Origin of the sequence: Mycobacterium sp. NAZ190054, assembly GCF_001545925.1 — a bacterium.
GTDB lineage: Bacteria > Actinomycetota > Actinomycetes > Mycobacteriales > Mycobacteriaceae > Mycobacterium.
This window is the reverse complement of record NZ_LMVQ01000046.1, coordinates 1-22,825: the sequence shown is the minus strand read 5'-3', so window position 1 is coordinate 22,825 and position 22,825 is coordinate 1. Positions and strand designations below refer to the sequence as shown.

Annotated in this window: 23 protein-coding genes; 17 read left to right on the top strand and 6 right to left on the bottom strand. The window is 68.5% G+C overall.

What is annotated here, in order from left to right:
* Window positions 1-8: 8 nt before the first annotated feature.
* Both ASJ79_RS04725 and ASJ79_RS04720 read right to left on the bottom strand, forming a co-directional pair.
* The gene (locus tag ASJ79_RS04725; protein WP_067953586.1) at window positions 9-737 is read right to left on the bottom strand and encodes a GntR family transcriptional regulator; all 729 of its coding nucleotides are present in this window, start codon (window positions 735-737) and stop codon (window positions 9-11) included.
* Between the two features lie 79 nt (window positions 738-816).
* Window positions 817-2,532 (bottom strand): thiamine pyrophosphate-binding protein, encoded by a 1,716-nt coding sequence (locus ASJ79_RS04720; protein WP_067953585.1) that lies wholly within the window; start codon window positions 2,530-2,532, stop codon window positions 817-819.
* 124 nt (window positions 2,533-2,656) lie between these two features.
* Here ASJ79_RS04720 and ASJ79_RS04715 point away from each other — a divergent pair, with 124 nt between their 5' ends.
* From ASJ79_RS04715 to ASJ79_RS04645, 15 genes are all read left to right on the top strand, one after another.
* Window positions 2,657-4,297, top strand: coding sequence for a methylmalonyl-CoA mutase (locus ASJ79_RS04715; protein ID WP_067953584.1), 1,641 nt, complete (start codon window positions 2,657-2,659; stop codon window positions 4,295-4,297).
* Window positions 4,298-4,330: 33 nt separating this feature from the next.
* A complete protein-coding gene (locus ASJ79_RS04710; protein ID WP_067953583.1) occupies window positions 4,331-4,744 on the top strand; it encodes a cobalamin B12-binding domain-containing protein in 414 nt (137 codons plus the stop codon).
* Window positions 4,741-6,408, top strand: coding sequence for an AMP-binding protein (locus ASJ79_RS04705; protein WP_067953582.1), 1,668 nt, complete (start codon window positions 4,741-4,743; stop codon window positions 6,406-6,408). The genes ASJ79_RS04710 and ASJ79_RS04705 overlap by 4 nt, the downstream gene beginning before the upstream one ends.
* Window positions 6,405-7,166 carry an SDR family NAD(P)-dependent oxidoreductase gene (locus ASJ79_RS04700; RefSeq protein WP_067953581.1) on the top strand — a complete coding sequence of 254 codons (762 nt, stop codon included), beginning with the start codon at window positions 6,405-6,407 and terminating at the stop codon, window positions 7,164-7,166. The genes ASJ79_RS04705 and ASJ79_RS04700 overlap by 4 nt, the downstream gene beginning before the upstream one ends.
* 27 nt (window positions 7,167-7,193) lie before the next feature.
* Window positions 7,194-8,159, top strand: coding sequence for a methylmalonyl Co-A mutase-associated GTPase MeaB (gene meaB / locus ASJ79_RS04695; protein WP_067953580.1), 966 nt, complete (start codon window positions 7,194-7,196; stop codon window positions 8,157-8,159).
* Between the two features lie 108 nt (window positions 8,160-8,267).
* Entirely contained in the window at window positions 8,268-8,690 is a 423-nt protein-coding gene (locus ASJ79_RS04690; protein WP_067953579.1) for a cobalamin B12-binding domain-containing protein, read from the top strand.
* Entirely contained in the window at window positions 8,690-10,108 is a 1,419-nt protein-coding gene (locus ASJ79_RS04685; RefSeq protein WP_197420071.1) for a phenylacetate--CoA ligase family protein, read from the top strand. The genes ASJ79_RS04690 and ASJ79_RS04685 overlap by 1 nt, the downstream gene beginning before the upstream one ends.
* Window positions 10,105-11,097 (top strand): methylmalonyl Co-A mutase-associated GTPase MeaB, encoded by a 993-nt coding sequence (gene meaB, locus ASJ79_RS04680; RefSeq protein WP_067953577.1) that lies wholly within the window; start codon window positions 10,105-10,107, stop codon window positions 11,095-11,097. Before ASJ79_RS04685 ends, meaB (ASJ79_RS04680) begins: the two co-directional genes overlap by 4 nt.
* Entirely contained in the window at window positions 11,097-12,812 is a 1,716-nt protein-coding gene (locus ASJ79_RS04675; protein ID WP_082753666.1) for a methylmalonyl-CoA mutase family protein, read from the top strand. Before meaB (ASJ79_RS04680) ends, ASJ79_RS04675 begins: the two co-directional genes overlap by 1 nt.
* 98 nt (window positions 12,813-12,910) lie before the next feature.
* On the top strand, window positions 12,911-13,657 hold the full coding sequence (locus ASJ79_RS04670) for a FadR/GntR family transcriptional regulator (RefSeq protein WP_197420070.1): 747 nt from the start codon (window positions 12,911-12,913) through the stop codon (window positions 13,655-13,657).
* 99 nt (window positions 13,658-13,756) lie between these two features.
* Entirely contained in the window at window positions 13,757-14,437 is a 681-nt protein-coding gene (locus ASJ79_RS04665; protein WP_067953575.1) for an energy-coupling factor ABC transporter permease, read from the top strand.
* Complete coding sequence (locus tag ASJ79_RS04660) at window positions 14,430-14,783, top strand: energy-coupling factor ABC transporter substrate-binding protein (protein WP_067953574.1); 354 nt, start codon at window positions 14,430-14,432, stop codon at window positions 14,781-14,783. The genes ASJ79_RS04665 and ASJ79_RS04660 overlap by 8 nt, the downstream gene beginning before the upstream one ends.
* A complete protein-coding gene (cbiQ, locus tag ASJ79_RS04655; RefSeq protein ID WP_082753664.1) occupies window positions 14,780-15,523 on the top strand; it encodes a cobalt ECF transporter T component CbiQ in 744 nt (247 codons plus the stop codon). The genes ASJ79_RS04660 and cbiQ overlap by 4 nt, the downstream gene beginning before the upstream one ends.
* 10 nt (window positions 15,524-15,533) lie before the next feature.
* Window positions 15,534-16,376, top strand: a complete 843-nt coding sequence (locus ASJ79_RS04650; protein ID WP_067953572.1) for an energy-coupling factor ABC transporter ATP-binding protein — start codon at window positions 15,534-15,536, stop codon at window positions 16,374-16,376.
* A 79-nt stretch (window positions 16,377-16,455) separates the two neighbouring features.
* Window positions 16,456-17,265, top strand: a complete 810-nt coding sequence (locus ASJ79_RS04645) for a FadR/GntR family transcriptional regulator (protein WP_067953571.1) — start codon at window positions 16,456-16,458, stop codon at window positions 17,263-17,265.
* Here ASJ79_RS04645 and ASJ79_RS04640 read toward each other — a convergent pair.
* A complete protein-coding gene (locus tag ASJ79_RS04640; protein ID WP_156448274.1) occupies window positions 17,240-17,623 on the bottom strand; it encodes a hypothetical protein in 384 nt (127 codons plus the stop codon). The genes ASJ79_RS04645 and ASJ79_RS04640 overlap by 26 nt on opposite strands.
* Window positions 17,624-17,679: 56 nt before the next feature.
* Complete coding sequence (gene ilvC, locus ASJ79_RS04635) at window positions 17,680-18,711, bottom strand: ketol-acid reductoisomerase (RefSeq protein WP_231750722.1); 1,032 nt, start codon at window positions 18,709-18,711, stop codon at window positions 17,680-17,682.
* A 188-nt stretch (window positions 18,712-18,899) separates the two neighbouring features.
* Between ilvC and ASJ79_RS04630 the strand changes: the two genes are divergently transcribed.
* Both ASJ79_RS04630 and ASJ79_RS04625 read left to right on the top strand, forming a co-directional pair.
* Complete coding sequence (locus ASJ79_RS04630) at window positions 18,900-20,294, top strand: MFS transporter (RefSeq protein ID WP_067953569.1); 1,395 nt, start codon at window positions 18,900-18,902, stop codon at window positions 20,292-20,294.
* 103 nt (window positions 20,295-20,397) lie between these two features.
* Entirely contained in the window at window positions 20,398-21,417 is a 1,020-nt protein-coding gene (locus tag ASJ79_RS04625; protein ID WP_067953568.1) for an enoyl-CoA hydratase/isomerase family protein, read from the top strand.
* 66 nt (window positions 21,418-21,483) lie between these two features.
* On the opposite strand, the gene ASJ79_RS04620 is transcribed toward ASJ79_RS04625, so the two are convergent.
* A complete protein-coding gene (locus ASJ79_RS04620) occupies window positions 21,484-21,675 on the bottom strand; it encodes a ferredoxin (protein WP_067953567.1) in 192 nt (63 codons plus the stop codon).
* A partial coding sequence (locus ASJ79_RS04615) for a cytochrome P450 (RefSeq protein ID WP_067953566.1) occupies window positions 21,675-22,825 on the bottom strand: 1,151 nt, incomplete at its 5' end. The genes ASJ79_RS04620 and ASJ79_RS04615, both read right to left, overlap by 1 nt.

Below are 22,825 nucleotides of genomic sequence, written 5' to 3'. Positions count from 1 at the left end.
CTCGCGTCCTATTCGTCGCGGATGGATTTCGAGAACTTGGTCGCGGAATCCCTGATGTGCTTCCTCGCCCGCTGCTCGGCCAGATCGGCATCCCCGGCGGCGATCGCCTCGGCGATGAGCCGGTGTTCCCGCCATGCCAGGTCGAACATCTCCGGCACCGTGCGCAGCATGCCCACCATGGCCCGCTCGACCACCGACCACATCGGCACCATCGCACGGCTGAAATACGGGTTGTCGGTCGCGTCGAGAATCGCCCAGTGGAACGCCCGGTCCAGTTCCAGGAGCCTCTCGGTGTCGTTGGCGCCGCCCAGGCCTTCGTGCCGGTCGAGCACCGCGGACAACTCCGCGAGCCCGTGCTCCGGCCGAGCTTGCGCGACTTCGCGCACCGCCTGGGCCTCCAGCGCCTCGCGGACCTTGTATGCGCTCTCGACGTCGCTGCGCGACAGCGCCTTGACCGCCACGCCGCCGGTCGGCAACGGCTCCAGCAGTCCTTCCACCACCAGGTCGGCCGCGGCCACCCGCACCGGCATCCGGCTCACCCCCAACTGCTGGGCCACCATGACCTGGTTCAGCCGTACGCCCGCCGGCAGCTCCTCGAGCACGATGGCCCGGCGCAGCCGATCGCGGACCGATCTGGCCAACGCGTTCGAGTCACGGGGCGGCAGCGCGCTCAAGGCAGCGAAGCTCGAGGCCTTCTGTGGCAGAAGGCCCGCGTCGACTTCGGGGTTGAGGCTCACGTCTGGTCTCCTCGGGGCGGCCGCTGTGCAGACACTGTATTCGTGGATCCTGGAACCAGCGCCGACGGGGGTTGCTGCCTTATCGGGTGGCATACCGCTTGAACTCCGCGGCGTTCCAGGGACCCACGGCCTGCCGGGGTGGCACCTCGGCCAGTCCGCTGAGGTAGTCCGGGGACTTGGCCTGGCGCGAGACGAGGACGTCGACGACGGCGGGCGCGTTGTCCATCGCCCGTTTCAGCGCGTCGGCGAGTTCGCCGGCATCCTCGACCCGCTCACCGTGCGCGCCGAGACTGCGCGCCAGCTGGTCGTAGCGGCAGCCGGGAAGATCGACGCCGACGAGGTTGCCGTCGAAACGGTCCACCTGGTCGTGGCGCTCGATGTTCCACGCCTCGTTGTTCACCACGACGAACACCGCACGGGCGCCCCGCCGCACCGCGGTGTCGATCTCCATCGCGGTGAAACCGAAGCTGCCGTCCCCGATGACCGCGACGACGGGTTCGTCTTTCCGGTGCAGCGCGGCCGCGATCGCGAAGGGCACCCCGACGCCGAGGCAGCCCAGCGCCCCGCAGTCGAGGTAGTCGACCGGCTTGAGGCCGACCCGGGCGAACGACAGGATGTCACCGCCGTCCGCGATCGCCACCGATCCGTCGGTCAGCAGGTCGTTCACCGCACCGACGACGAAGTTCGGCGACATCCGTCCGTCGTCGTCGAGGTCCGGGGCCTGCAGTTTGGTGGCGAGCTTGCGTGCCCGCTCGGCGTTCGACTCGCGCATGCCGGCAAGCCAGTCGAGGTCCGGCGCGTCGGGGGTCGCGCCGCCCTTGGTCAGCGCGGTGAGCACCGCACCCGTGCTGCCCTGCACCTCGACGTCGCCGCGGCGGGTCTCCCCCAGCTCCTCGAAGGCGGTGCCGATGCGCAGGAACCGCGCGTCCGGCGAGAACACCGCGGGCGAGCCGTAACCGAGCTGGAAGTCCAGACGCCGGCCCAGCGTGATCACCAGGTCCGCTTCGCTCATCGCGCGGCCGCGCACGGCGGGTACGAATCCCGGTACGTCGTCCCGGATCGCGCCGCGGCTCTCGCCCGAATCCAGGTACAGCGCCTGCGCCGCGTCCAGGAAGGCCCGCACCTCGTCGGCCGAGGTACGCACCGACCGCCCGCCGATGACGACGATGCGCGACGAGTCGCGGATGAGACGGGCGGCCTGCTCCACCGCGGACGGACTCGGCGCCAGCTCCGCGGCACGGCGCGGCTCCATCGCCACGGCGGGGATGTCGGCGTCGTGGACCGTCTCGGTCAACAGGTCCGTCGGGAAATCGATGTAGGCGGGTCCGGTCGCGCCGGTCACGGCGCCGAGCGCGGCCGCGATGGTCTTGTCCAGTCGCGAGATCACGTGGTGACGCTCGGACACCTGCTCGACGAGGCGGGTGATCGGGCTGACGATCTCGGCCTGGGCGATGTCCTGCATCGCGCCCATACCGGTCTGCGGCCGCGGGGCACGGCCGGAGATCACCAGCACCGGGCTGCGCGCGACGAACGCGTTCGAGATCGCCGTGACGGCGTTGGTCAGGCCCGGCCCCGCGGTCACCAGCGCCACGCTGAGTTCACCGGAGAGGTCGGCGGTCGCGTGTGCCATGTACACCGCGGCGGCTTCGTGGCGCACGTCGACGACCTCGATGCCGGCGAGCGCGACGGCGTCCCATAACGGCTGGATATGCCCGCCGCACAATCCGAAGATTCGGCGGACGCCCTGGCTGACCAGGCGATCGGCGATGAGCTGGGCAACGGTCATCTCGGCCATGTGAGCACCAATCGTGGTAGTTGCGATGTTCTGACGAGCTAGTTGCAAATCCTGGATCCAGAGTCCATAGTAGCACCTATCACAGTGTGGTCGAACCACAGAGATACATCACAAAGGGGCGAGAATGACCGTGTCAGACACCCGACCGAGCACCACCGAGCAGGCCGCCGCGGCTCCTGAGCAGGCTGATTACCAGACCCTGTCGGGCATTCCGGTGGACGCCGTCTACGACGCGTCCCGCCTCGAGTCGTGGGATCCGGCCACCAAACTGGGTGGGCCGGGCGAGTACCCGTATACGCGCGGGCCCCACCCGACGATGTACCGGACCCGCCAGTGGACGCGCCGCCAGGTGGTCGGCCTGGGCACCGCCCCGGAGACCAACGAACGCAACAAGTACGTGATCGAGCAGGGACAGACCGGCCTGTCCAACGACTACGACGTGCCCACGCTGATCGGCCTGGACTCCGACGACCCGCGGGCGGTCGGCGAGGTCGGCCGCACCGGCGTCGCGATCGACACGCTGCCCGACATGTACGACCTGTTCGACGGCATCGACCTGGAGAACATCAGCGTCTCGATGACGATCAACCACCCGGCGTTCGTGCTCGTCGCGCAGTACGTCGCGGCGGCCCAGATGCGCGGCTTCGACCTGCGCAAGCTCGGCGGCACCGTGCAGAACGATCCGCTGAAGGACTTCTACGCGCAGAAGACCTACATCTTCCCGCCGGCGCCGTCGGTCCGGTTGGCGTGCGACCTGATCGAGTACTGCGCCCAGCACATGCCCCGGTGGAACGGAATCAGCCTCAACGGCTACAACATTCGCGAGGCCGGCACCACCGCCGACCAGGAGCTGGCGTTCACGTTCGCCCATGCGATCGCCTACATCGAAGACCTGCTGGGCCGCGGGCTGCCGATCGACAGCTTCATCGGCCGCTTCTCGTTCATCTTCAACGTGCACAACGACTTCCTGGAGGAGATCGCCAAGCTGCGCGCCGCGCGCCGGGTGTGGGCGCAACTGATCCACGACCGGTTCGGCGCCGACCCGAAGAACGCCAAGCTGCGCACCCACGTCCAGACCGGCGGAAGCACCATGACCTACCAGCAGCCGGAGGTGAACCTGATCCGAGGTGCGCTGCAGGCGATGGCCGGCGCGCTGGGAGGCGTTCAGTCCATGGCGGTTTCGTGCTTCGACGAGGCGTACTCGATCCCGTCGGAGTTCGCGCAGCGGATGTCGCTGCGCACCCAGCAGGTGGTCGCCTACGAGAGCGGCATCACCAATGTCGTCGACCCGCTGGCCGGCTCGTACTACATCGAGAGCCTCACCGACGAGATCGAGCGGCGCACGTGGGACTGGATGGGCCAGGTCGACGCGCAGGGCGGCGCCATCCGCGGTGTCGAGAGCGGCTGGCTGGAGAAGACGGTGTCCGACACCGCCCACACCCAGCAGCTGCAGATCATGAACGGGACCCGCACCATCGTCGGGGTCAACGACTTCAAGGGCACCCAGGGTGAGCGCCCGATCGAGACGTTCCGCGTCGACGAGCAGTCCGAGAAGGAGCAGATCCGCCGGCTCGAGAAGGTGCGTGCCGAACGGGACGCCTCCGAGGTCGAGCGCACGCTCGACGAACTGCAGAAGGTCGTCGGGGAAGGCGGCAACGTCATGGAGGCCGTCATCGCGGCCAGCAAGGCGCACGCCTCCCAGGGCGAGATCGTCAAACGAGTGATCGCCGAGGTCGGCGAGTACGTCGCCCCTCCCATCTACTGACCCATTTCACACCGACTCTCTGGAAGGCAACTCATGATCCGCGTTCTACTGGCCAAACCCGGTATCGACGGCCACGATGTGGGCGTCAAGATCGTCGCACGCGCCCTGCGCGATGCCGGCATGGAAGTCATCTACACCGGCCTGCGCACCACCATCCCCGACGTCGCCCGGGCCGCGGTCCAGGAGGACGTCGACGTGGTCGGGGTCTCCAACCTGTCGGCGCAGCACGTCCGCCTGATGAAAGAGCTCAAGGAGCGGCTCGACGCGGCCGGCGCCCGGGACATCCTGATGATCGCCGGCGGCAGCCTGCTGCCCGAGGACATCGAGGAACTCGGCCGGATGGGCATCGACGGATGCTTCCCGCCCGGTACCGACACCGCCGACATCGTGTCGTTCATCGAGGAGCGCGTCGCGGGCAGCCGCGGCGCCCAGCGGGTCGAGGCATGACTGTCGCATCAGCACGCCGCTTCACCCCCGCCGACCGCAAGGGCTTCACCCTGACCACCTTCCTGAGAAGGGCGGCGGCCGAACACCCGGACAAGTGCAGCGTGCGCACCCTGGCCGGGGACAGCCTCACCTACGGCGAGTTGCTGGCGCTCACCGAGCGCAGGGCCGCCGGTCTCGCCGCGCTCGGGGTGGCCAAAGGCGACCGGGTGCTGCTGGTGATGGACAACTCCATCGACATGATCGTGTGCTGGTTCGCCGTCAATCTGCTTGGCGCCGTGGAGGTTCCGGTCAACACGGCCAACCGCGGCCCGAGCCTGGTGCACGTCGCCAACAACTCCGGGGCGGCGGTGGCGATCATCGACGCGCAGTACGGGGCGGCGCTCGGCGACGTGGCCGGCGAACTGACGGAGCTGCGCACCGTCGTCGTCCGTGGCGGGGCACCCGCGCTGCCGTGGACGACGATCCCGCTGCCCGGCCTCGACGCCTCCCCCGGCAAGGTTCCCGACGTCGAGGTGTCGTATCAGGATCCCGCGTCCATCATCTACACCTCCGGAACGACCGGCCCCGCCAAGGGAGTGGTCGTCCCGCACGCGCACATGCACACGTTCGCGGCGCACGTCGTCGAACAACTGCGCATCGTCGAAGACGACGTGTACTACGTCTGTCTGCCGATGTTCCACGCCAATGCGCAGTTCATGCAGGTGCTTCCGTGTCTGATGACCGGTGCCGAGGTGGTGCTGGCCGACGCCTTCAGCGCAAGTCGCTGGCTCGACGACCTGCGTGCGTGCGGCGCGACGGTGACCAGCCTGCTCGGCGTCATGGCGCAGTACGTGTTCAACCGGCCGGCCGGACCGCACGACGCCGACCACCGGGTCCGGCGGATGATCACGATCCCGATGCCCACCGTCATCGCCGAGGCCTTCGAGCACCGCTTCAACACCACGTGCGTGGAGGCCTACGGCATGACCGAGACCTGCCTGCCCATCTACCGGCCGATCGACGAGCCGCTGCGGCCGGGAAGCTGCGGCAAGGCGCTCGACGAGTGGTTCGAGGTCGCCGTCGTCGACCCGGCCACCGACGAACCCGTGCCGGACGGGGAGGTCGGCGAGATCGTGGTCCGGCCCCGCTACCCGTTCACCACCTTCCTGCACTACAACGGGATGTTCGAGAGAACCGTCGAGGCGTGGCGCAACCTGTGGTTCCACACCGGCGACGCCGCCCGGCGCGACGCCGAGGGCTACTACTACTTCCTCGACCGCCTCAACGACCGCATCCGCCGCAAGGGCGAGAACGTCACCGCCTACGACGTGGAGGTCGCCCTCACCGAACTGCCCGAGATCGCCGACGCCGCGGTGATCGCGAAACCCGCGCGGGAGGGTGAGGACGACATCAAGGCGTACCTCGTGGTCGCCGACGGCGCCGCGGCGCCCGATCCGGTCGCGGTGCTCACCCACTGTGTCACCCGGCTGCCCTACTTCGCCGTCCCGCGGTATCTCGAGTTCATCGGTGAACTACCGAAGACCCCGACGGGCAAGGTGCTCAAGCGCACGCTGCGCGCCGCGACGCAGTCCGCCGCAGGCACCGAATGGGACCGCGAGCAGGCGGGCTGGACTGTCAAGCGCGGTGTCGACCACCTCGTCCGAGTGGCAGGTCAGCCGCGATGATGCTGCGCGATGCGTCCGCGATCGTGACCGGCGCGGCCTCCGGGCTCGGACGGGCCACCGCGCAGCGGTTGCTCGCCTCCGGCGTGTCGGTCGTGCTGGTCGACCTTCCGGACCGGGGCGGCGAGGACGTCGCCGCCGAACTGGGTGGTGCGGCGTCCTTCGTCGCCGCCGACGTCGCCGACGACGACCAGGTGGCCGCGGCCGTGTCCCGCGCCGCCGCCGTCGGTGACCTACGGGTGGTGGTCAACTGTGCGGGCATCGTCTCGCCAGGAAAAGTGCTGGGCCGCAAGGGAGTTCTACCGTCGAGCGCCTTCGGCACGGTGCTGAGGGTCAACCTCCTCGGCACGTTCAACGTGGTACGGCTGGCCGCGGAGCGGATGGCGCAGACCGAACCGGTCGACGGGGAACGCGGGGTGATCGTCAACACCGCTTCGGTCGCCGCGTTCGACGGGCAGATCGGGCAGGCGGCCTACGCGGCGTCGAAAGGCGGTGTGGCGGCCATGACTCTGCCGCTGGCCCGCGAACTGGCCGACCACCTGATCAGAGTGGTGAGCATCGCGCCGGGGACGTTCGAGACACCGATGATGGCGTCGCTGCCGGACGAGACCCGGCGCGGGCTGGCCGCGAACGTCCCCCATCCCAAGCGTTTCGGCCGTCCCGGGGAGTTCGCCGCCCTGGTCCATCACATCGTCGAAAACCCGATGCTCAACGGCGAAGTCATCCGTCTCGACGGCGCGATCCGCATGCCGGCCCGGTGAGGCTGTGACGGTGAAGGAGTTGACGACATGACCAGCGAGTCGACAGCAGCGCCCCGCGGGGCGATCGGGCTGTCCTCCGAACGCGAGGTCGCCCGCATGATCAGCAAGGTCGAGCGTGGCGAGATCGCAGACGTGGCAGGCGATCTGGCCCTGGGCGGCACAGCGGGTGCGCACGTCATCGGCATCACCGGAAGTCCGGGGTCCGGCAAGAGCACGCTCGTCGATGTGCTGGCGCGCCAGATGCGGGCCGACGGGCGCACCGTCGCGATCCTGGCGATCGACCCGTCGAGCCATCTCACCGGCGGAGCGGTGCTGGGCGACCGGGTGCGGATGTCGTCGCACAGCCAGGACCCGGGCATCTTCATCCGCAGCATGGGCACGCGCGGGTCGACGACCGGTCTGGCGCGCGCCGCGCGCGACGCGGTCAAGGTGCTCGACGCGGCCGGCTATGACGTCGTCATCGTGGAGACCGTCGGCGTCGGACAGGTCGAACTCGACGTGCTGACCGTCGCGGACACGGTGGCGGTGGTGCTGGTGCCCGGTCTCGGCGACACCATGCAGATGAACAAGGCCGGGATCATGGAGATCGGCGACCTGTTCGTCGTCAACATGGCCGACCGCGCGGAGACACCGGCGTTCGTGCGCGACCTCAAACAGGCGCTCGCCGTCGGCGCCCGGCACCACCACACCGACATGCCGCCGGTGTGCTGCACGGTCGCCTTGTCGGGCGAGGGCGTCGACGCACTGTGGACGACGCTGCGCGAGTTCGACGAGCGCGACCAGGCCTCGGGCCGCAGACTGGCCCGGCGGCAGGAACAGCAGAGCCGCGAACTGACCCGGCACATCGAGAACCACGTGACGACGATGCTGCACGAGACGATGAACGGCTCGGCGCGGCTCGACGAACTCCGCCGACGGGTGCAGGCCGGTGAGATGACCCCGCGCGCGGCGGCCGCCGACTGGCTCGCCGACGTGAAGTTGCACTTCGGCTAGCTCAAAGCCTGTGGTGCCAACCCCAGGCACCATTAGTTGTTGCGCATGTCACGCACCCTGATCTATGGTCGAACCACAGATTGGTCGTCCCACAGAACAGGTGAGTACATGAATCAACCGTCGACACTGCCCATCCGCGTGATGCTTGCCAAGATCGGTCTCGACGGACATGACCGAGGTGTCAAGGTCGTCGCGCGCACGCTTCGCGACGCGGGCATGGAGGTGATCTACACCGGACTTCATCGCAGCCCGGCGCAGGTCATCGAGGCTGCCACCCAGGAAGACGTCGACGTGCTCGGCGTCAGCCTGCTGTCCGGTGCGCACATGCCGATCTTCACCAAGATCTTCGAGATCCTCGACCAGATGGAGGAGCGTCCGCGCTTCACCATCGTCGCCGGCGGCGTGATGCCCGACGAGGACGAGATCGAACTGCAGAAGATGGGTGTGAAGGCCGTCCTCGGCCAGGACACCACGCCGGAGAAGATCGTCGAGACCATCAAGGCCGCCGCCCCCGTGGAGGCGAATTCCTGATGCCGGGGATGGAGTCGTGGAGCTGGCCTCCGGCGTACGACGCCGAATACCGGCCTCCCAACGAGCAGACGCACTGGTTCCCGGTGCGCGAGACCATGGATCCCGAGCAGCGCGACGAGGCGATCCTCGGGCGCATCCGGGAACTGATGGCCTACGCCTGGGAACGCGCGCCGTTCTACCGCCGCAAGTGGTCCGAGGCGGGTCTGGAACCCGGTGACATCACCTCGCTCGAGATCTTCGAGCAGGTCCCGGTGGTGAAGAAGGAAGAGCTGCGCGAGGATCAGGCGGCGAACCAGCCGTACGGCAGCTACCTGTGCATCGATCCCGTCGAGGTCACCCACATCAAGGGCACCTCGGGCACCACCGGACGCCCCACCGCCTTCGGCATCAATCAGCGTGACTGGGTCGCCGTCGCCAACGCCCACGCGCGGGTGATGTGGGGGATGGGGATCCGCCCGTCCGACGTCGTGCTCATCGGTTCCCCGCTGACCCAGTACTGGGGTTCATGGGGCGCCTACAGCGGCGCGGAAAGGCTTGGCGCCGCGGTCTTCCCGTTCGGTGCCGGCTTCTCGGGCCAGAGCCTGCGCACACTTCAGTGGATGCGTCAGATGTCGGCGACGGTGTTCTACGGCACGCCGTCCTACGCGCTGCGCCTCGCCGAGGTGGCCCACGAGAACGGCATCGATCCCCGCGGGATCGGCCTGCGCAAGATGTTCTTCTCGGGTGAGCCCGGCGCGAGCGTGCCGTCGATCCGCCAGCGCATCATCGACGCGTTCGACGTCGAGGTCTACGACTCGGGCAGCATGGGCGAGGTCGCGCCGTGGATGCACCTCGGGGCGAGCAGCAACGAACCCGGGGTATTCGCTTGGCAGGACCTGGTTTACACCGAGGTGTGCGACCCCGCGACGATGCGGCGGGTGCCCTACGGCAGTGAGGGCACCCCCGTCTACACGACGCTGGAGCGGACGTCGCAGCCGATGATCCGCCTGCTGTCCAACGACCTCACCAGCTGGGAGGCGCCGGACGCGTCGCGCGGGCGCACCTACCCGTTCCTGCCCAAGGGCATCTACGGCCGGATCGACGACATGTTCCAGATCCGCGGTGAGAACGTGCATCCCAGTGCGATCGACGAGATCGTGATGAGCGCCGAAGGGTACGGCGGCGAACACCGCATCATCATCACGCGGGAGACCGCGATGGACGAGTTGCTGGTGCAGTGCGAGTTCGACGCGCAGAAAACCTCTGTGTCGCAGGATGTCTGGATCAAGAAGGTCGGCGACGACCTGCGCAACGTCCTCGGTGTCGGCGCCAAGGTCGTGACGGTTGCGCCCGCCACGTTCGAGCGCACCGACTTCAAGGCGCGCCGCGTGGTCGACGACCGCAACCTGTTCGAATCGCTCGACCGGGGACCGTCATGACCGGAACCGCCACCCAGAGTTCGGCCGTCGCGCTCGCGGACCGCATCCGCGCGGGCTCGCAGGTGTCGCTGGCACGGGCCCTGACCCTGGTCGAGAGCCGGTCGGACGCGGCGTCGGAGCTGCTGGCCGAGATCTGGAAGGACACCGGACGCGCCCACGTCGTGGGCATCACCGGCCCGGCGGGCAGCGGGAAGAGCACGCTGGTCACCGCGATGGCGCAGGAGTACGTCGCCCGCGGCTCCCGCGTGGCGATCCTCGCCGTCGATCCCTCCAGCGCCTATTCGGGCGGCGCGATCCTCGGCGACCGCATCCGCATGACCGAGCTCGCAGGCCGCAAGGACGTCTACATCCGGTCGATGGCCTCCCGCGGAGCCACCGGCGGACTGTCCCGCGCGGTTCTCGACGGCATCGTCGTGCTCGACGCGGCCGGGTACGACGTCATCATCCTGGAGACGGTCGGTGTCGGGCAGGCGGAGGTCGACGTGATCAGCGTGGCCCACACGGTGGTCGTCGTCAGCGTTCCCGGTCTCGGCGACGACATCCAGGCCATCAAGGCCGGCCTGATCGAGATCGCCGACATCCACGTGGTCAACAAGGCCGACCGCCCGGGTGCCGACCTCACCGTCAAGCAGCTGCGCGAATCGCTGCGGCTGGCCCACCGGGAGGCGCAGCAGTGGAACGTGCCGATCCAGAAGACCACCGCCGCGACCGGTGAGGGCGTCGGCGAACTGCTGGACCAGGCCGCCGAACACCGGACCTGGATGACCGGCCACGGCGGCCTCGAACAGGTCGAGCGCCGCAACGCCGCCACCCGGATCCGCTGGGCGGCGGAAGCTCTCGTCGCCGAGAAGCTCCGGTCGGGCATGCGCGACTTCGACGCGGCCGTGGACGCGCTGATCGCCCGTGACGAAGAACCGCGGCAAGCCGCCGCCCGGCTGCTGACAGCCATGGCCGTAGACCCAACTGACATCAACGGAAGAGGAAAGTGATGACCGACCCCCAGTCGACCCCCGAAGAGCTCCGGCTGGCCGGCGACGCGCTGCGCAAGCGGGCCCAGGCCGATCTCGAGGAATGGGAGAACAACGAGCTCGCCGATTTCATCAAGCGTGCACCGGAGTCCAGGGACAGCTACGTCACCGGCGCCGGACTGCCCGTCAAGCGGGTCTACGGACCCCAGGATCTGCCCGAGAGCTACGCCGACATCGGCTGGCCGGGCCAGTACCCGTACACCCGTGGGCCCTACCCGACGATGTACCGCGGCCGGAAGTGGACGATGCGGCAGATCGCCGGTTTCGGCCAGGCCGAGGAGACCAACAAGCGCTTCCAGTACCTGATCGCCCAGGGCCAGACCGGTCTGTCGGTGGACTTCGACATGCCGACGCTGATGGGCCTGGACAGTGACGACGAGATGAGCCTCGGCGAGGTCGGCCGCGAGGGCGTGGCCATCGACGTCCTGCCGGACATGGCGGCGCTGTTCGACGGCATCGACCTGGAGAACATCTCGGTGTCGATGACCATCAACCCGTCGGCGTGGATCCTGATGGCGATGTACATCGCCGTCGCCGAGGACCGCGGGATGGACCTCAACAAGCTGTCGGGCACCATTCAGAACGACATCCTCAAAGAGTATGTCGCGCAGAAGGAGTGGATCTTCCCGGTGCGCCCCAGCATGCGCATCGTGCGGGACTGCATCGCCTACGGCGCCGAGCACATGGCGCGCTACAACCCGGTCAACATCAGCGGCTACCACATCAGTGAGGCCGGCGGGAACGCGCTGCAGGAGGTCGCGTTCACGATGGCGATCACCAAGGCCTACGTCGAGGACGTCGTCAAGGCCGGTATCGACGTCGACACCTTCGCGTCGCGTCTGTCGTTCTTCTTCGTGTCGCAGGCCGACATGTTCGAAGAGGTGGCGAAGTTCCGGGCGGTGCGGCGCTACTACGCGAAGATGATGAAGGAGCACTTCGGCGCCAAGAAGGCCAACTCGATGCGGCTGCGCTTCCACGCTCAGACCGCGGCGGCGACGCTGACCAAACCGCAGCCGATGGTGAACATCGTTCGCACCGCGCTGCAGGCGCTGTCGGCGGTGCTGGGTGGCGCCCAGTCGATCCACACCAACGGACTCGACGAGGCCTACACGATCCCGAGCGAGATGGCGATGAAGCTGGCGCTGCGTACCCAGCAGATCATCGCCGACGAGACCAACGTCCCGAACGTGATCGACCCGCTCGGCGGTTCGTACTACGTGGAGGCCCTGACCGACGAGATCGAAAAGGGCATCCAGGAGTACATGGACAAGGTCGAGGCGATGGGCGGCGTCGTGCCGGCCATCGAGCAGGGCTTCTTCCAGAAGGAGATCTCCGACAGCGCCTACGACTACGCCCAGCGCAAGGCCAGCGGCGACCGTCCGGTGATCGGTGTCAACAAGTACGTCGACGCCCAGGAGGACCAGAAGATCGAGGTCCACCAGCTCGATCCGGAGTCCGAGGCCCGCCAGATCCGCCGGCTCAAGCAGGTCCGGGCGGACCGGGACCAGGATCGTGCCAAGAAGGCGCTGGACAACCTCCTGGCCGTGGCACGCGACGAGAACGCCAACCTGATGCCGGCGACCATCGAGGCGGTGCGCGCGCACCTGTCGATGGGCGAGATCACCGGTGCGCTGCGCGGGGTGTTCGGCAGCTACCAAGAGACGCCGGTGTTCTGAGGCCCGCCGATGGTACCGACCGCTCGTCCGGGCAAACCACGATGTGGTCGGTACCATCGGATCCTCAGGGATCTTCACGTGAAGAAAAAGGTGCAGGTGTGATCGAGGAACCTCAGTCGCAGTGGAAGCCTCTACCCCGCTTGCGCACCCATGAACAGGTCATGGCCGAGATCGAGAACCGTCTCATCGCGGGCACGTTGAAGGCCGGCGACCGGCTGCCCCCCGAGCGGCAGTTCGCCGAGGCGCTCGGCGTGAGCCGCGGCGCCGTCCGTGAGGCGCTGCGGATCCTGGAAGCCATCGGGGTGGTGGAGGCGGGCACCGGCTCCGGGCCCACGTCGGGCTCGATGATCGTCAAGGACAGCATCGCCGGCATGGCGATGGTCATGCGGATCCATCTGCAACTGGCGTCGTTCACGCTGGAGGATCTCGTGGAGGTCCGCCTGCAGATGGAGGGTCTGGCCGCGCGTAAGGCCGCGCAGAGCGCCACCAGCGAGGACATCGACGAGCTGCGGACGCTGGTCGAACAGATGCGCGGCGTGCACACCACCGCCACGTTCAACGATCTGGACACCGCGTTCCACGTCCGCATCGCCCGTGCTTCGGACAACGGGCTGGCGGCGGTGCTCATGGCGGCGTTGCGCGAGGCCCTCCGGCAGGCCATGGTCACCGCGTTCGAGGCGCTCGAAGATCCGGTCAGCACCATGGAGAGGGTGGCCGACGAACACGCGGCCATCGTCGACGCGATCGCGTCCGGAGACGCGGATCTCGCTGTCGAGCGGGTCACCACCCACATCCGCGACTTCTACCGCGCCGTCGGCCTCAGCGAGATGAAGTGGGCCGGCTGACCGCCGGCCCGGTCTGATAACGAGATATCGGGGAACGAATACGGCGGAGAGGTCCCGATACCTCGTCGCCGGCGGTCGCCGATCAAGGAGTATGTCGTCATGCACATCGCCGAGGGATTCCTGCCTCCGCTGCATGCCGCGGCGTGGAGTGTGGCCGCCGCGCCGTTCGTCATCCACGGAACGCGGGCGGTCGTCCGGGAGATCCGCGACCGGCCCGAATCGCGGCTGCTGTTGGCCGCCGCCGGCGCGTTCACGTTCGTGCTGTCGGCCATCAAGCTGCCGTCACTGACGGGCAGTTCCAGCCATCCCACCGGCACCGGCCTCGGAGCGGTGTTGTTCCGGCCGCCGGTGATGGCCTTCCTGGGCACCGTGGTGCTGCTCTTCCAGGCCCTGCTGCTCGGCCACGGCGGCATCACCACCCTCGGCGCGAACGTCTTCTCCATGGCGGTGGTCGGACCGTGGGTGGGATACGCGTTCTGGCGGCTGACCCGGCGCGCCGGGATCCTCCCGGCGATCTTCATGGCGATGATGACCGCAGACCTGGCCACGTACCTGATGACGTCTCTGCAGTTGGCCGTCGCGTTCCCCGACCTGCAGAGCGGTGTGCTCGGATCGATCGCCAAGTTCCTGTCGGTCTTCGCGGTCACCCAGATCCCGCTGGCGGTCATCGAGGGACTGATCGGCGTCGTGGTGATGCGTGTGCTGATCAGCGTGGCCAAGCCCGAGCTCACCAACCTCGGGGTGCTCGGCGCCAAGAAGAAGGAGCCGGCCGATGTCTGATCCGAGGCCGTCGCGCAGGGGTCTGCTGATCAATGTGGGTCTGCTCGCGGCCGCGGGCCTCATCTTCGTGGTGTGCCTGCTGGTCGGTGGGGCGTCCGGCAGCGCTTCCGAGGAGTCGTTCGTCGGCACCGACACCGCGGCCGTCACCTCGATCGAGGACAGCCACCCCGACTACGAACCCTGGTTCCAGCAGATCTTCGCGCCGCCGTCCGCCGAGGTCGAGTCGGGGCTGTTCGCCCTGCAGGCCGCCCTGGGCGCGGGGGTCCTGGGCTACGCACTGGGCACGCTGCGACGCCGTCGGGCCGCGCCGGCCGCGACCCCCGGAGCCGGTGACGATTCCCGTTGACCGCTGCACCGCTGGACACCGTCGCCTGGAACAGTCGATGGCGGACCCGGTCGGTGCTGGAGAAGGTCACGCTGTGCGGGGGCCTGCTCGCCTGCGCGGTGCTGCTGCCGCCGTGGCCGTCGGCGCCACTGGTACTCCTGGCCACCGTCGTCGCGGCGCGACTGGCGGGCCTGCCGAACCTGCACCTGCTCCGGATGCTGCGCATCCCGCTCGTCTTCATCCTCGTCGCCGGCGTCTCCACCGCGGTGAGCGTGGATCCGTCCGGTCCCACGGTCACCACGTCGGCCGAGGCGGTCCTGAGGGCGTGCGACGCGGTGATCCGGGCGGTCGCGGCCACCGCGGTGATGATGCTGCTGGCGTCCACCACCCCGATGAGCGATCTCACCGACGCCATGCGCCGGATCGGTCTGCCGTCGGCGTGCGTGGATGTCGTGACCGTCATGTACCGGATGATCTTCCTGCTGCTGGAATCGCTGACGGTGATCCGGAAATCGCAGACCGCTCGGCTGGGCTATTCCAGCGTGCGCCGCTCGGTGCGCTCCGCCGGCCTGATGACCGCGGCGGTGCTGATCCGGGCGTGGCGCCGGGGCCAGGCACTCGAGCGCGGCCTGGCCGGCCGCAACCTCGGCATGCCGCTGGCCCGGCCCGACCGCCGCGCGGTGTCGATACGGTTCGTGGCGGGCGCGGCGCTGGTCAACGCCGGGGTCGTGGCGCTGTCCCTGCTGGTGGCGCTGACATGAGGAGCCGGCGGTGAGCCACCGACACCTGGCCGCGTCCGGCCTGCGATACGGCTACGAGCGGGGCGTGGAGGTGCTGCGCGGTGCCGACCTCGACGTACCGCCCGGTTCACGGGTGGCGTTGCTGGGCGCCAACGGTTCCGGCAAGAGCACGCTGCTGCAGTGTCTGGCCGGGACCCTGCGCCCGGACGCCGGCGAGATCAGCCTCGACACCCAACCGATCGACCGGTCGAGACGCGGGCTGCGGGCGCACCGCCAGGCGGTGCAACTGGTGTTCCAGGACCCGGACGACCAGCTGTTCTCCGCCGACGTCGCCGAGGACGTCGCGTACGGCCCGATCAATCTCGGCCTGTCGGCGACCGAGGTCAGGGAGCGGGTCGACCGCGCGCTCGAACTGCTGCACATCACCGAGCTGCGTGACCGGCCCACCCATCAGTTGTCGTTCGGGCAACGCAAACGGGTCGCCATCGCGGGCGCCGTCGCGATGCGGCCGTGTGTGCTCCTGCTCGACGAGCCGACCGCGGGGATCGATCCGGCCGGCATCGACGCGCTGTTCGCCACGCTGGCCGAACTCGAGCGCGCCGGCACCACCGTCGCGCTGTCGACCCACGACACCGCCCTGGCGCTGGAGTGGGCCGACTCGGTCGCGGTGATGACCGGCGGGGTGACCCATCAGGGCCGGCCGTCGATCATGTTCTCCGACAGCGAGCTCCTGCACGAGGCGCGGTTGAAGGCGCCGTGGCTGACGACGCTGACGCGCGATCTGGTGCTCGACGGGATCCTGCCGCCGGGCTTCGAGCCGACGACGCCCGAGCAACTTCGCGCCGCCCTCACGGCCAACCGCGTCATGCCCTAGACTCGTCTGCAGCGAGCCCGATGAAGCCGGTGGGATTCCGGCACAGTCGCGCTACTGTGACATCCCCGTCCCGGCGGGGGTGAAGTCAGACCTGAAGGCCCGCAATCAGATTCCACGGATCAGGGACGCCGAATCCCTGCGGGAGGTCATCATGGCGAGCGCCGACACCGAACATGCGATGCACTGGAAACCCCTGGCGCGCATCCGCACCCACGAGCAGGTCGTGGCAGAGATCGAGAACCGGCTGCTGACCGGGCAACTCCGTGCCGGCGACCGTCTCCCGCCGGAGCGTCAGTTCGCCGAGGCCTTGGGCGTCAGTCGCGGAGCGGTTCGCGAGGCGCTCCGGATCCTGGACGCGGTCGGCGTCGTCGACACGGGCATCGGTTCCGGTCCCTCGGCCGGCTCGATGATCGTCAAGGACAGCGCCGGCGGGATGGCGATGGTGCTGCGCCTGCATCTGCAGGTGTCCTCGTTCAGCCGCGACGATCTGCTCGAGTGCCGTCAGATGATCGGGCAGCTGGCGGCCCGCCGAGCGGCCGAATCGGCCGGCGCCGAGGACATCGCCGCGCTGCGGTCGCTGGCCGAGCGGATGCACGGCGTCCGGACCGGTGCCGACCTCGACGACCTCGAGACCGATTTCCACGCGCGGCTGGCCGCGATATCGGACAACGCACTGGCCGCGATCCTGTCGAATGCGCTGCGGGACGCCGAGAAGGCCCACTGCGCAGGGCCGACGGACCACCTCGTCCCGCCCGTGGAGGACTACGCCCGGCTCGTCGACGCGATCGCCGCCGGGGACGGTGACGCAGCGGCGACGTTGCTGAGCGGAATCCTCCTGCGGGACCGCCGGCGGCCGGTGGGTCTCAGCGCGCTGAGGCCGGCCGGCTGAGCGACCAGCCGGTGATGTCGAGGACCGCACGCAGGAACTGTTCGAACGTGCCGAAATGGAGATGCCCCATGCCGGGCCGGGTCCGGTAGACCTCACCGATCCACGGACGGTTCGCCGCGACGATGAACTTGCGGGTGTGCGACTGCGTGTCGCGGCGCGGTCTCGGCCGCCGTGCCCGGTGCACCGGCGCCGCATCGGCCGCGTCGGACTGCGCGCGCAGCGGCCAGTCGGTGACGGCCAGCAGTGCGGCACAGAAGGATTCGACCGACGTGAAGGCGACGCGGTCCCGGCCGGGACGGGTGGTGTAGAGCTCACCGGTCCACGGCGCCTCGGCGGCGACGATCAGCTTCCACGTCACCGGCGGAGGTTTCGCCGGCACCTCCAAGGCCGCCTCGCGATGGTCGATAACAGTCATCAGACGCGCGCGGCGGTGCCCGTGTAGTCGACGTCGCGCTGCTGGATCCAGCTCATCAGCTGGCGCAGGTCCCGGCCCGTGCTCTCGATCGGGTGCTGCTCGCCGCGTTCGCGAAACGACCGGAACTCGGCGGCCCCGCTGTCCTGGTCGTCGATGAACCGCTTGGCGAAGGTTCCGTCGACGATGTCGGCCAGCACCGCCTTCATGTTCTCCTTCACGTCAGGGGTGATCACTCGCGGCCCCGACACGTAGTCGCCGAACTCCGCGGTGTCCGAGCAGGACCAGCGCTGCTTGGCGATGCCGCCCTCGTACATCAGGTCCACGATCAGCTTCAACTCGTGCAGGCACTCGAAGTAGGCGACCTCCGGCTGGTAGCCGGCCTCGATGAGGGTTTCGAATCCGTACATCACCAACTGGGACGCGCCGCCGCACAGCACGGACTGTTCACCGAACAGGTCGGTCTCGGTCTCCTCGGCGAAGGTGGTCTTGATGCCGCCCGCGCGCAGCCCGCCGAGCGCCTTGGCGTAGGACAGTGCCAGCGGCCAGGCGGTGCCCGAGGGATCCTGCTCCACGGCCACCAGCACCGGCACGCCGCGGCCGTTCTCATATTCGCGGCGGACGAGGTGGCCCGGACCCTTCGGCGCGACCATGAAGACGTCCACGTCCTCGGGCGGCGAGATGTAGCCGAACCGGATGTTGAAGCCGTGACTGAAGACCAGCGCGTTTCCGGCGCTCAACGCGGGCGCGATCTCCTCGGCGTACAGCGTGCGCTGATGCTGGTCGGGCACCAGGACGACGATGACGTCGGCCTCTGCGGCGGCTTCTGCGGGTGAGACGACGCGCAGGCCCTGTTCCTCGGCCTTGGCGCGGCTGGACGAGTCGGGCTGCAGGCCGATCCGGACGTCGACGCCGCTGTCGCGCAGCGACAGCGCCTGCGCGTGCCCCTGGCTGCCGTAGCCGATCACGGCCACCCGCTTACCCTGGATCAGCGCCAGATCGGCGTCGTCGTCGTAGAACATCTCGGCTGCCACGGCACATCTCCCACTGCTCGAACTCGCCGCCACTGTGGACGACCAAATATGTGGTCGGACCATACTCGTACGGTTTTGGCACGTCAAGAATCCGCTTGTGCCGGGCACAACTTGCTTGGATCGCTTGTGGTGCAGACCACAGACGTGGTAGGACCATATAGAGATCCACCCAGCCATTGGAGACCTACATGCATCCACAGAGCCCGACTCTGACACCCCAGCAGGAAGGGGCCGCGCAGCGACGCAGCCTCCGGAAGGTCGGCGCCGCGAGCCTCATCGGGACGACCATCGAGTACTACGACTTCTTCGTCTACGGCACGGCCGCGGCGCTGGTGTTCCCCGCCGTCTTCTTCCCGGACAGCAGCCCGGCGATGGGCACGATCGCGTCGTTCGCGACCTTCGGCGTCGCCTTCTTCGCCCGACCGGTCGGCTCGATCGTGTTCGGTCACTTCGGCGACAAGATCGGCCGCAAGCGGACGCTGGTCTGGACGCTGCTGATGATGGGCCTGTCGACCGTCCTGATCGGGTTCTTCCCCGGCTACAACACCGGCGTGTTCGGCTTCCTCGAGAACGGCATCGGCATCTGGGCGCCGATCCTGTTGGTGACCATGCGATTCCTGCAGGGCCTGGCCATGGGTGGGGAATGGGCCGGCGCGACGCTGCTGACCGCGGAGTACGCACCGAAACACCAACGCGGACGAATGGCGATCTATCCGCAGCTGGGGCCGGCGTGTGCCTTCTTCCTCGCCAGCGGCACGTTCTTCATCGTGTCCATCACCATCGGGGCGACCAGCGAGACGTTCCTGGAGTACGGCTGGCGCTTCCCCTTCATCGCCTCGATGCTGCTCGTGATCGTCGGTCTGTGGATCCGGCTGTCGATCGCCGAGACGCCGGTGTTCCAGAAGCACCTCGACAGCCACAGCCAGTCCACCGCGCCGGCCAAGCTTCCGTTCGCCGAGGCGTTCAAGAAGCAGTGGAAGCAGATCCTGATCTCCGGTCTGGCGATGTCGACCGTGTTCTCGATGTTCTACACCGGCAGCACGTTCCTGACCAGCTACGGCATGTCGGAGCTGGAGTTCACCCGCACGATGATCCTCGGCTTCGGCATGATCGGTGCGGTCGTACTCGGCGTCGTGACCGCCGCCGCCGCGCTCATCTCCGACCGGGTGGGACGCAAGCGGGTCATCGCCGTGGCCTACGCCGGGGCGGCGATCTGGTCGCTGCTGTTGTTCCCGCTGCTGGACACCGGCTCGCCCTTCGCCTTCCTGATCGGTGTGACCGTCACGTTGTCGGTGTACGGCATCGCCAACGGACCCGCCGGCGCGCTGCTGCCGGAGATGTTCCAGTCCCGGTTCCGTTACACCGGCGCCGGCCTGAGCTACAACCTCGGCGGCATCATCGGCGGCGCGATTCCCCCGATCCTGGCGGCTCAGATCGTGGCCACCTACTCGAGTATCTGGGTGGGCGTGCTGCTGGCCGGGTTGTCGGCCGTGAGCCTGCTGTGCGTGCTCGCCCTGCCGGAGACCAAGAACAACGACCTCGAAGAGGACGACAGGGCTGTCGAGCGGAGCGTCACCTCCTGACACCGACCGACCCCGCGGCACCGCCAGTGAGCCTGCGCTCACTGGCGGTGCCCGTCTGTGCACCACGGTGTGGTGCTGACTCTTATCGACCGGAAGGACAGGAATGACCGCGGACGTAGCCGCAAAGCCCTCGCTGACCGTCGTGGGCCGGCTGGCCACCATCACGCTGCGCAAGCCGGCGGCGATCAACGCCGTCGGCCCGGAGGAGATCGACGCGATCACCGTGCTGCTCGAAGCGGCGGTGGCCGACCCGGCCGTCGCGACGATCATGATCCGCGGGGAGGGCGACCGCGGTTTCTGCGCCGGCGGCGACATCAAACGCGTCCGCAGCATGATCGTCTCCGGTGACCTCGACGCGCTCGGCACGTTCTGGGCCGCCGAGTACCGCCTCGATCACCTGCTCGCCACCTGCCCCAAGCCCCTCGTGTCGATCGCCCACGGGCTGACGTTGGGTGCCGGTGTGGGCCTGGCATCGCACGCATCGCACCGCGTGGTCACCGATTCGACCCGGATCGGCATGCCCGAGGTACTCATCGGGCTCTCGCCTGATGTGGGCGGCCTGTGGTTGTACTCCCGCGCGCCCGGGCACACCGGGGTGTTCGCGGCTCTCACCGCGGCGCATCTGAATGCCGGTGACGCGCTCTACATGGGACTGGCCGACCACTACGTCCCGGACGACCGGATCGCGCAGCTCACCGAGCGGCTCCAGCACGTTCCGGCCGACGAGGCGCTCCGCGACTTCGACGGGCGACCGCCCTCGCAGGTCGCCGACCAGCGGGCGACCATCGACGGCGTGTTCGGCAGGCCGTCGGTCGCCGAGATCGCCGCCGCAGCCGGCGACGCCGCGATGACCGGTTCCTCACCGACCGCGCTCTGCGTGACGTTCGAGGCGCTGCGCCGGGCCGCCGGCATGGCGGCCCTCGCGGAGTGCCTCGACCAGGACCTCCGGGTGAGCCAGCACTGTGCGCGTCATCCCGATCTGACGGAGGGGATCCGCGCGCGCGTCGTGGACAAGGACCGCAACCCGCGGTGGAGCCCGCCGGCGCTGGCCGAAGTCAAGGACAGCGACATCGCGGGCTTCTTCACGCCCGTCGGCACGCCACTGCGGTTGCGCGACTGGTAGCGCCCAGCCACGCAACCGAGCCGGCGCGGTTCGATCGGGATCCGGCCTGTCGCAGAGGAACTTCCGTCATTTGCTGATCACGATGGCCCGCACCGGGCACATCTGCTCTGCTTCGTACACCGCCTGCCTACGATCGTCGGTGACGTCGGCGTGCCGCACCAGAGTCGGTGGGGCGGTGGAGGCGTCGAACGTCGCCGGGTCGATCTCCGCGCAGAACCCGACGCCCTCGCACAGCGTGGCGTCCACCTCCACCTTCATCACAGGTTCCTCAGGACGACGGGCACCGAGTCGTACACCGGGTAGTGCGTCGTCTGGTCCCGGACCGGCTCGCCGACCAACTCCACGCCCGCGTCGTACAACCGCCGCGCCAGAGCCGTCACGCTGCCGTCCGTCTCCGCCTTGACGTTGCCCGTCGCCATGGGGCGGCCGATGCACGCATGGCTGCCGCCGCTGAACGCCAAGCCCCACTCCGGTTTCGAGTGCTGACCCCGTCGCGGATTGAATCTCTCCGCGTCCGCACCGAACAATTCAGGGTCGGTGTTGGCGGGCAGGAACAGCAGCGCCACCCGCTCACCGGCACTGATCTTGCGGCCGCTGCTCAGCTCGACATCCTGTATCGCGCGCCGGATGCGCGCCGGCTGCGCGACGGTGCGCCGCAGGGATTCGTACGTCGCATGCCGCAGATACGCCGGGTCCTCGAAGATCGCGATCCGGTCCTCGGGATGGCCTTTCAACCACTCGTCCATGCGCAGGATCAGCAGCACCGTCGAGGCTGCTGTCGTCTGCGTGGCCGCCACCATGAACACCGCCGACTCGCGCAGCGGTAGGTCCTCGTCCCAGCTGTCGTCCCAGTTGGAGTACATCACCGAGATGAGATCGTTGGGCATCTCCTCGCCGGCCTCGATCATCGCCTTGCGGCGCACCATGCTCGGGACGAAGAACTCCTCCTTGTAGCGGGCCAGTGCGTCCATCGCCGCGGCCGTCACTTCGGCCGGGGTGTCGCCGATCGCCCAGTCCGCGCCGACGCCGTGCGCCATGGCCTTGATGTACTTGATGAAGCGCAGCGCGTCCTCGGGCTGTTCGAGACCGTCGATTCCCGTTGCGGCACCGGCTATCCGGTACAGACACAACTGCGCCAGCTGGACCAGATCGGTCCGGACGACACCGTCGGCGTCGCGCTGCGTGCGTGCGGTCTCCTCGAACGTGTGGTTGATGGCGGGATGCAGGATCTCGTGCCGATAGCCCGAGATCGCATCCTCGGTCATCAGCTTGCCCAGCAGGCGGCGGCGCTCGAGGTGTTCACGGCCGTCGAGCAGCAGGACCGTGCCGTGCATCAGATCGTTGCCACTCGCGGAGTAGCCACCCTGGACGAACGACTTGCGGTCCCGCAGAACCTCGAAGATCTCGT

What these genes read in the sequence shown, in the direction of transcription:
- ASJ79_RS04720 (WP_067953585.1), bottom strand. Translation starts at nt 2,532, where the DNA reads ATGGCCGAGATGACCGTTGCCCAGCTCATCGCCGATCGCCTGGTCAGC.
- ASJ79_RS04715 (WP_067953584.1), top strand. Translation starts at nt 2,657, where the DNA reads ATGACCGTGTCAGACACCCGACCGAGCACCACCGAGCAGGCCGCCGCG.
- ASJ79_RS04710 (WP_067953583.1), top strand. Translation starts at nt 4,331, where the DNA reads ATGATCCGCGTTCTACTGGCCAAACCCGGTATCGACGGCCACGATGTG.
- ASJ79_RS04705 (WP_067953582.1), top strand. Translation starts at nt 4,741, where the DNA reads ATGACTGTCGCATCAGCACGCCGCTTCACCCCCGCCGACCGCAAGGGC.
- ASJ79_RS04700 (WP_067953581.1), top strand. Translation starts at nt 6,405, where the DNA reads ATGATGCTGCGCGATGCGTCCGCGATCGTGACCGGCGCGGCCTCCGGG.
- meaB (WP_067953580.1), top strand. Translation starts at nt 7,194, where the DNA reads ATGACCAGCGAGTCGACAGCAGCGCCCCGCGGGGCGATCGGGCTGTCC.
- ASJ79_RS04690 (WP_067953579.1), top strand. Translation starts at nt 8,268, where the DNA reads ATGAATCAACCGTCGACACTGCCCATCCGCGTGATGCTTGCCAAGATC.
- ASJ79_RS04685 (WP_197420071.1), top strand. Translation starts at nt 8,690, where the DNA reads ATGCCGGGGATGGAGTCGTGGAGCTGGCCTCCGGCGTACGACGCCGAA.
- meaB (WP_067953577.1), top strand. Translation starts at nt 10,105, where the DNA reads ATGACCGGAACCGCCACCCAGAGTTCGGCCGTCGCGCTCGCGGACCGC.
- ASJ79_RS04675 (WP_082753666.1), top strand. Translation starts at nt 11,097, where the DNA reads ATGACCGACCCCCAGTCGACCCCCGAAGAGCTCCGGCTGGCCGGCGAC.
- ASJ79_RS04665 (WP_067953575.1), top strand. Translation starts at nt 13,757, where the DNA reads ATGCACATCGCCGAGGGATTCCTGCCTCCGCTGCATGCCGCGGCGTGG.
- ASJ79_RS04660 (WP_067953574.1), top strand. Translation starts at nt 14,430, where the DNA reads ATGTCTGATCCGAGGCCGTCGCGCAGGGGTCTGCTGATCAATGTGGGT.
- ASJ79_RS04630 (WP_067953569.1), top strand. Translation starts at nt 18,900, where the DNA reads ATGCATCCACAGAGCCCGACTCTGACACCCCAGCAGGAAGGGGCCGCG.
- ASJ79_RS04625 (WP_067953568.1), top strand. Translation starts at nt 20,398, where the DNA reads ATGACCGCGGACGTAGCCGCAAAGCCCTCGCTGACCGTCGTGGGCCGG.
- ASJ79_RS04620 (WP_067953567.1), bottom strand. Translation starts at nt 21,675, where the DNA reads ATGAAGGTGGAGGTGGACGCCACGCTGTGCGAGGGCGTCGGGTTCTGC.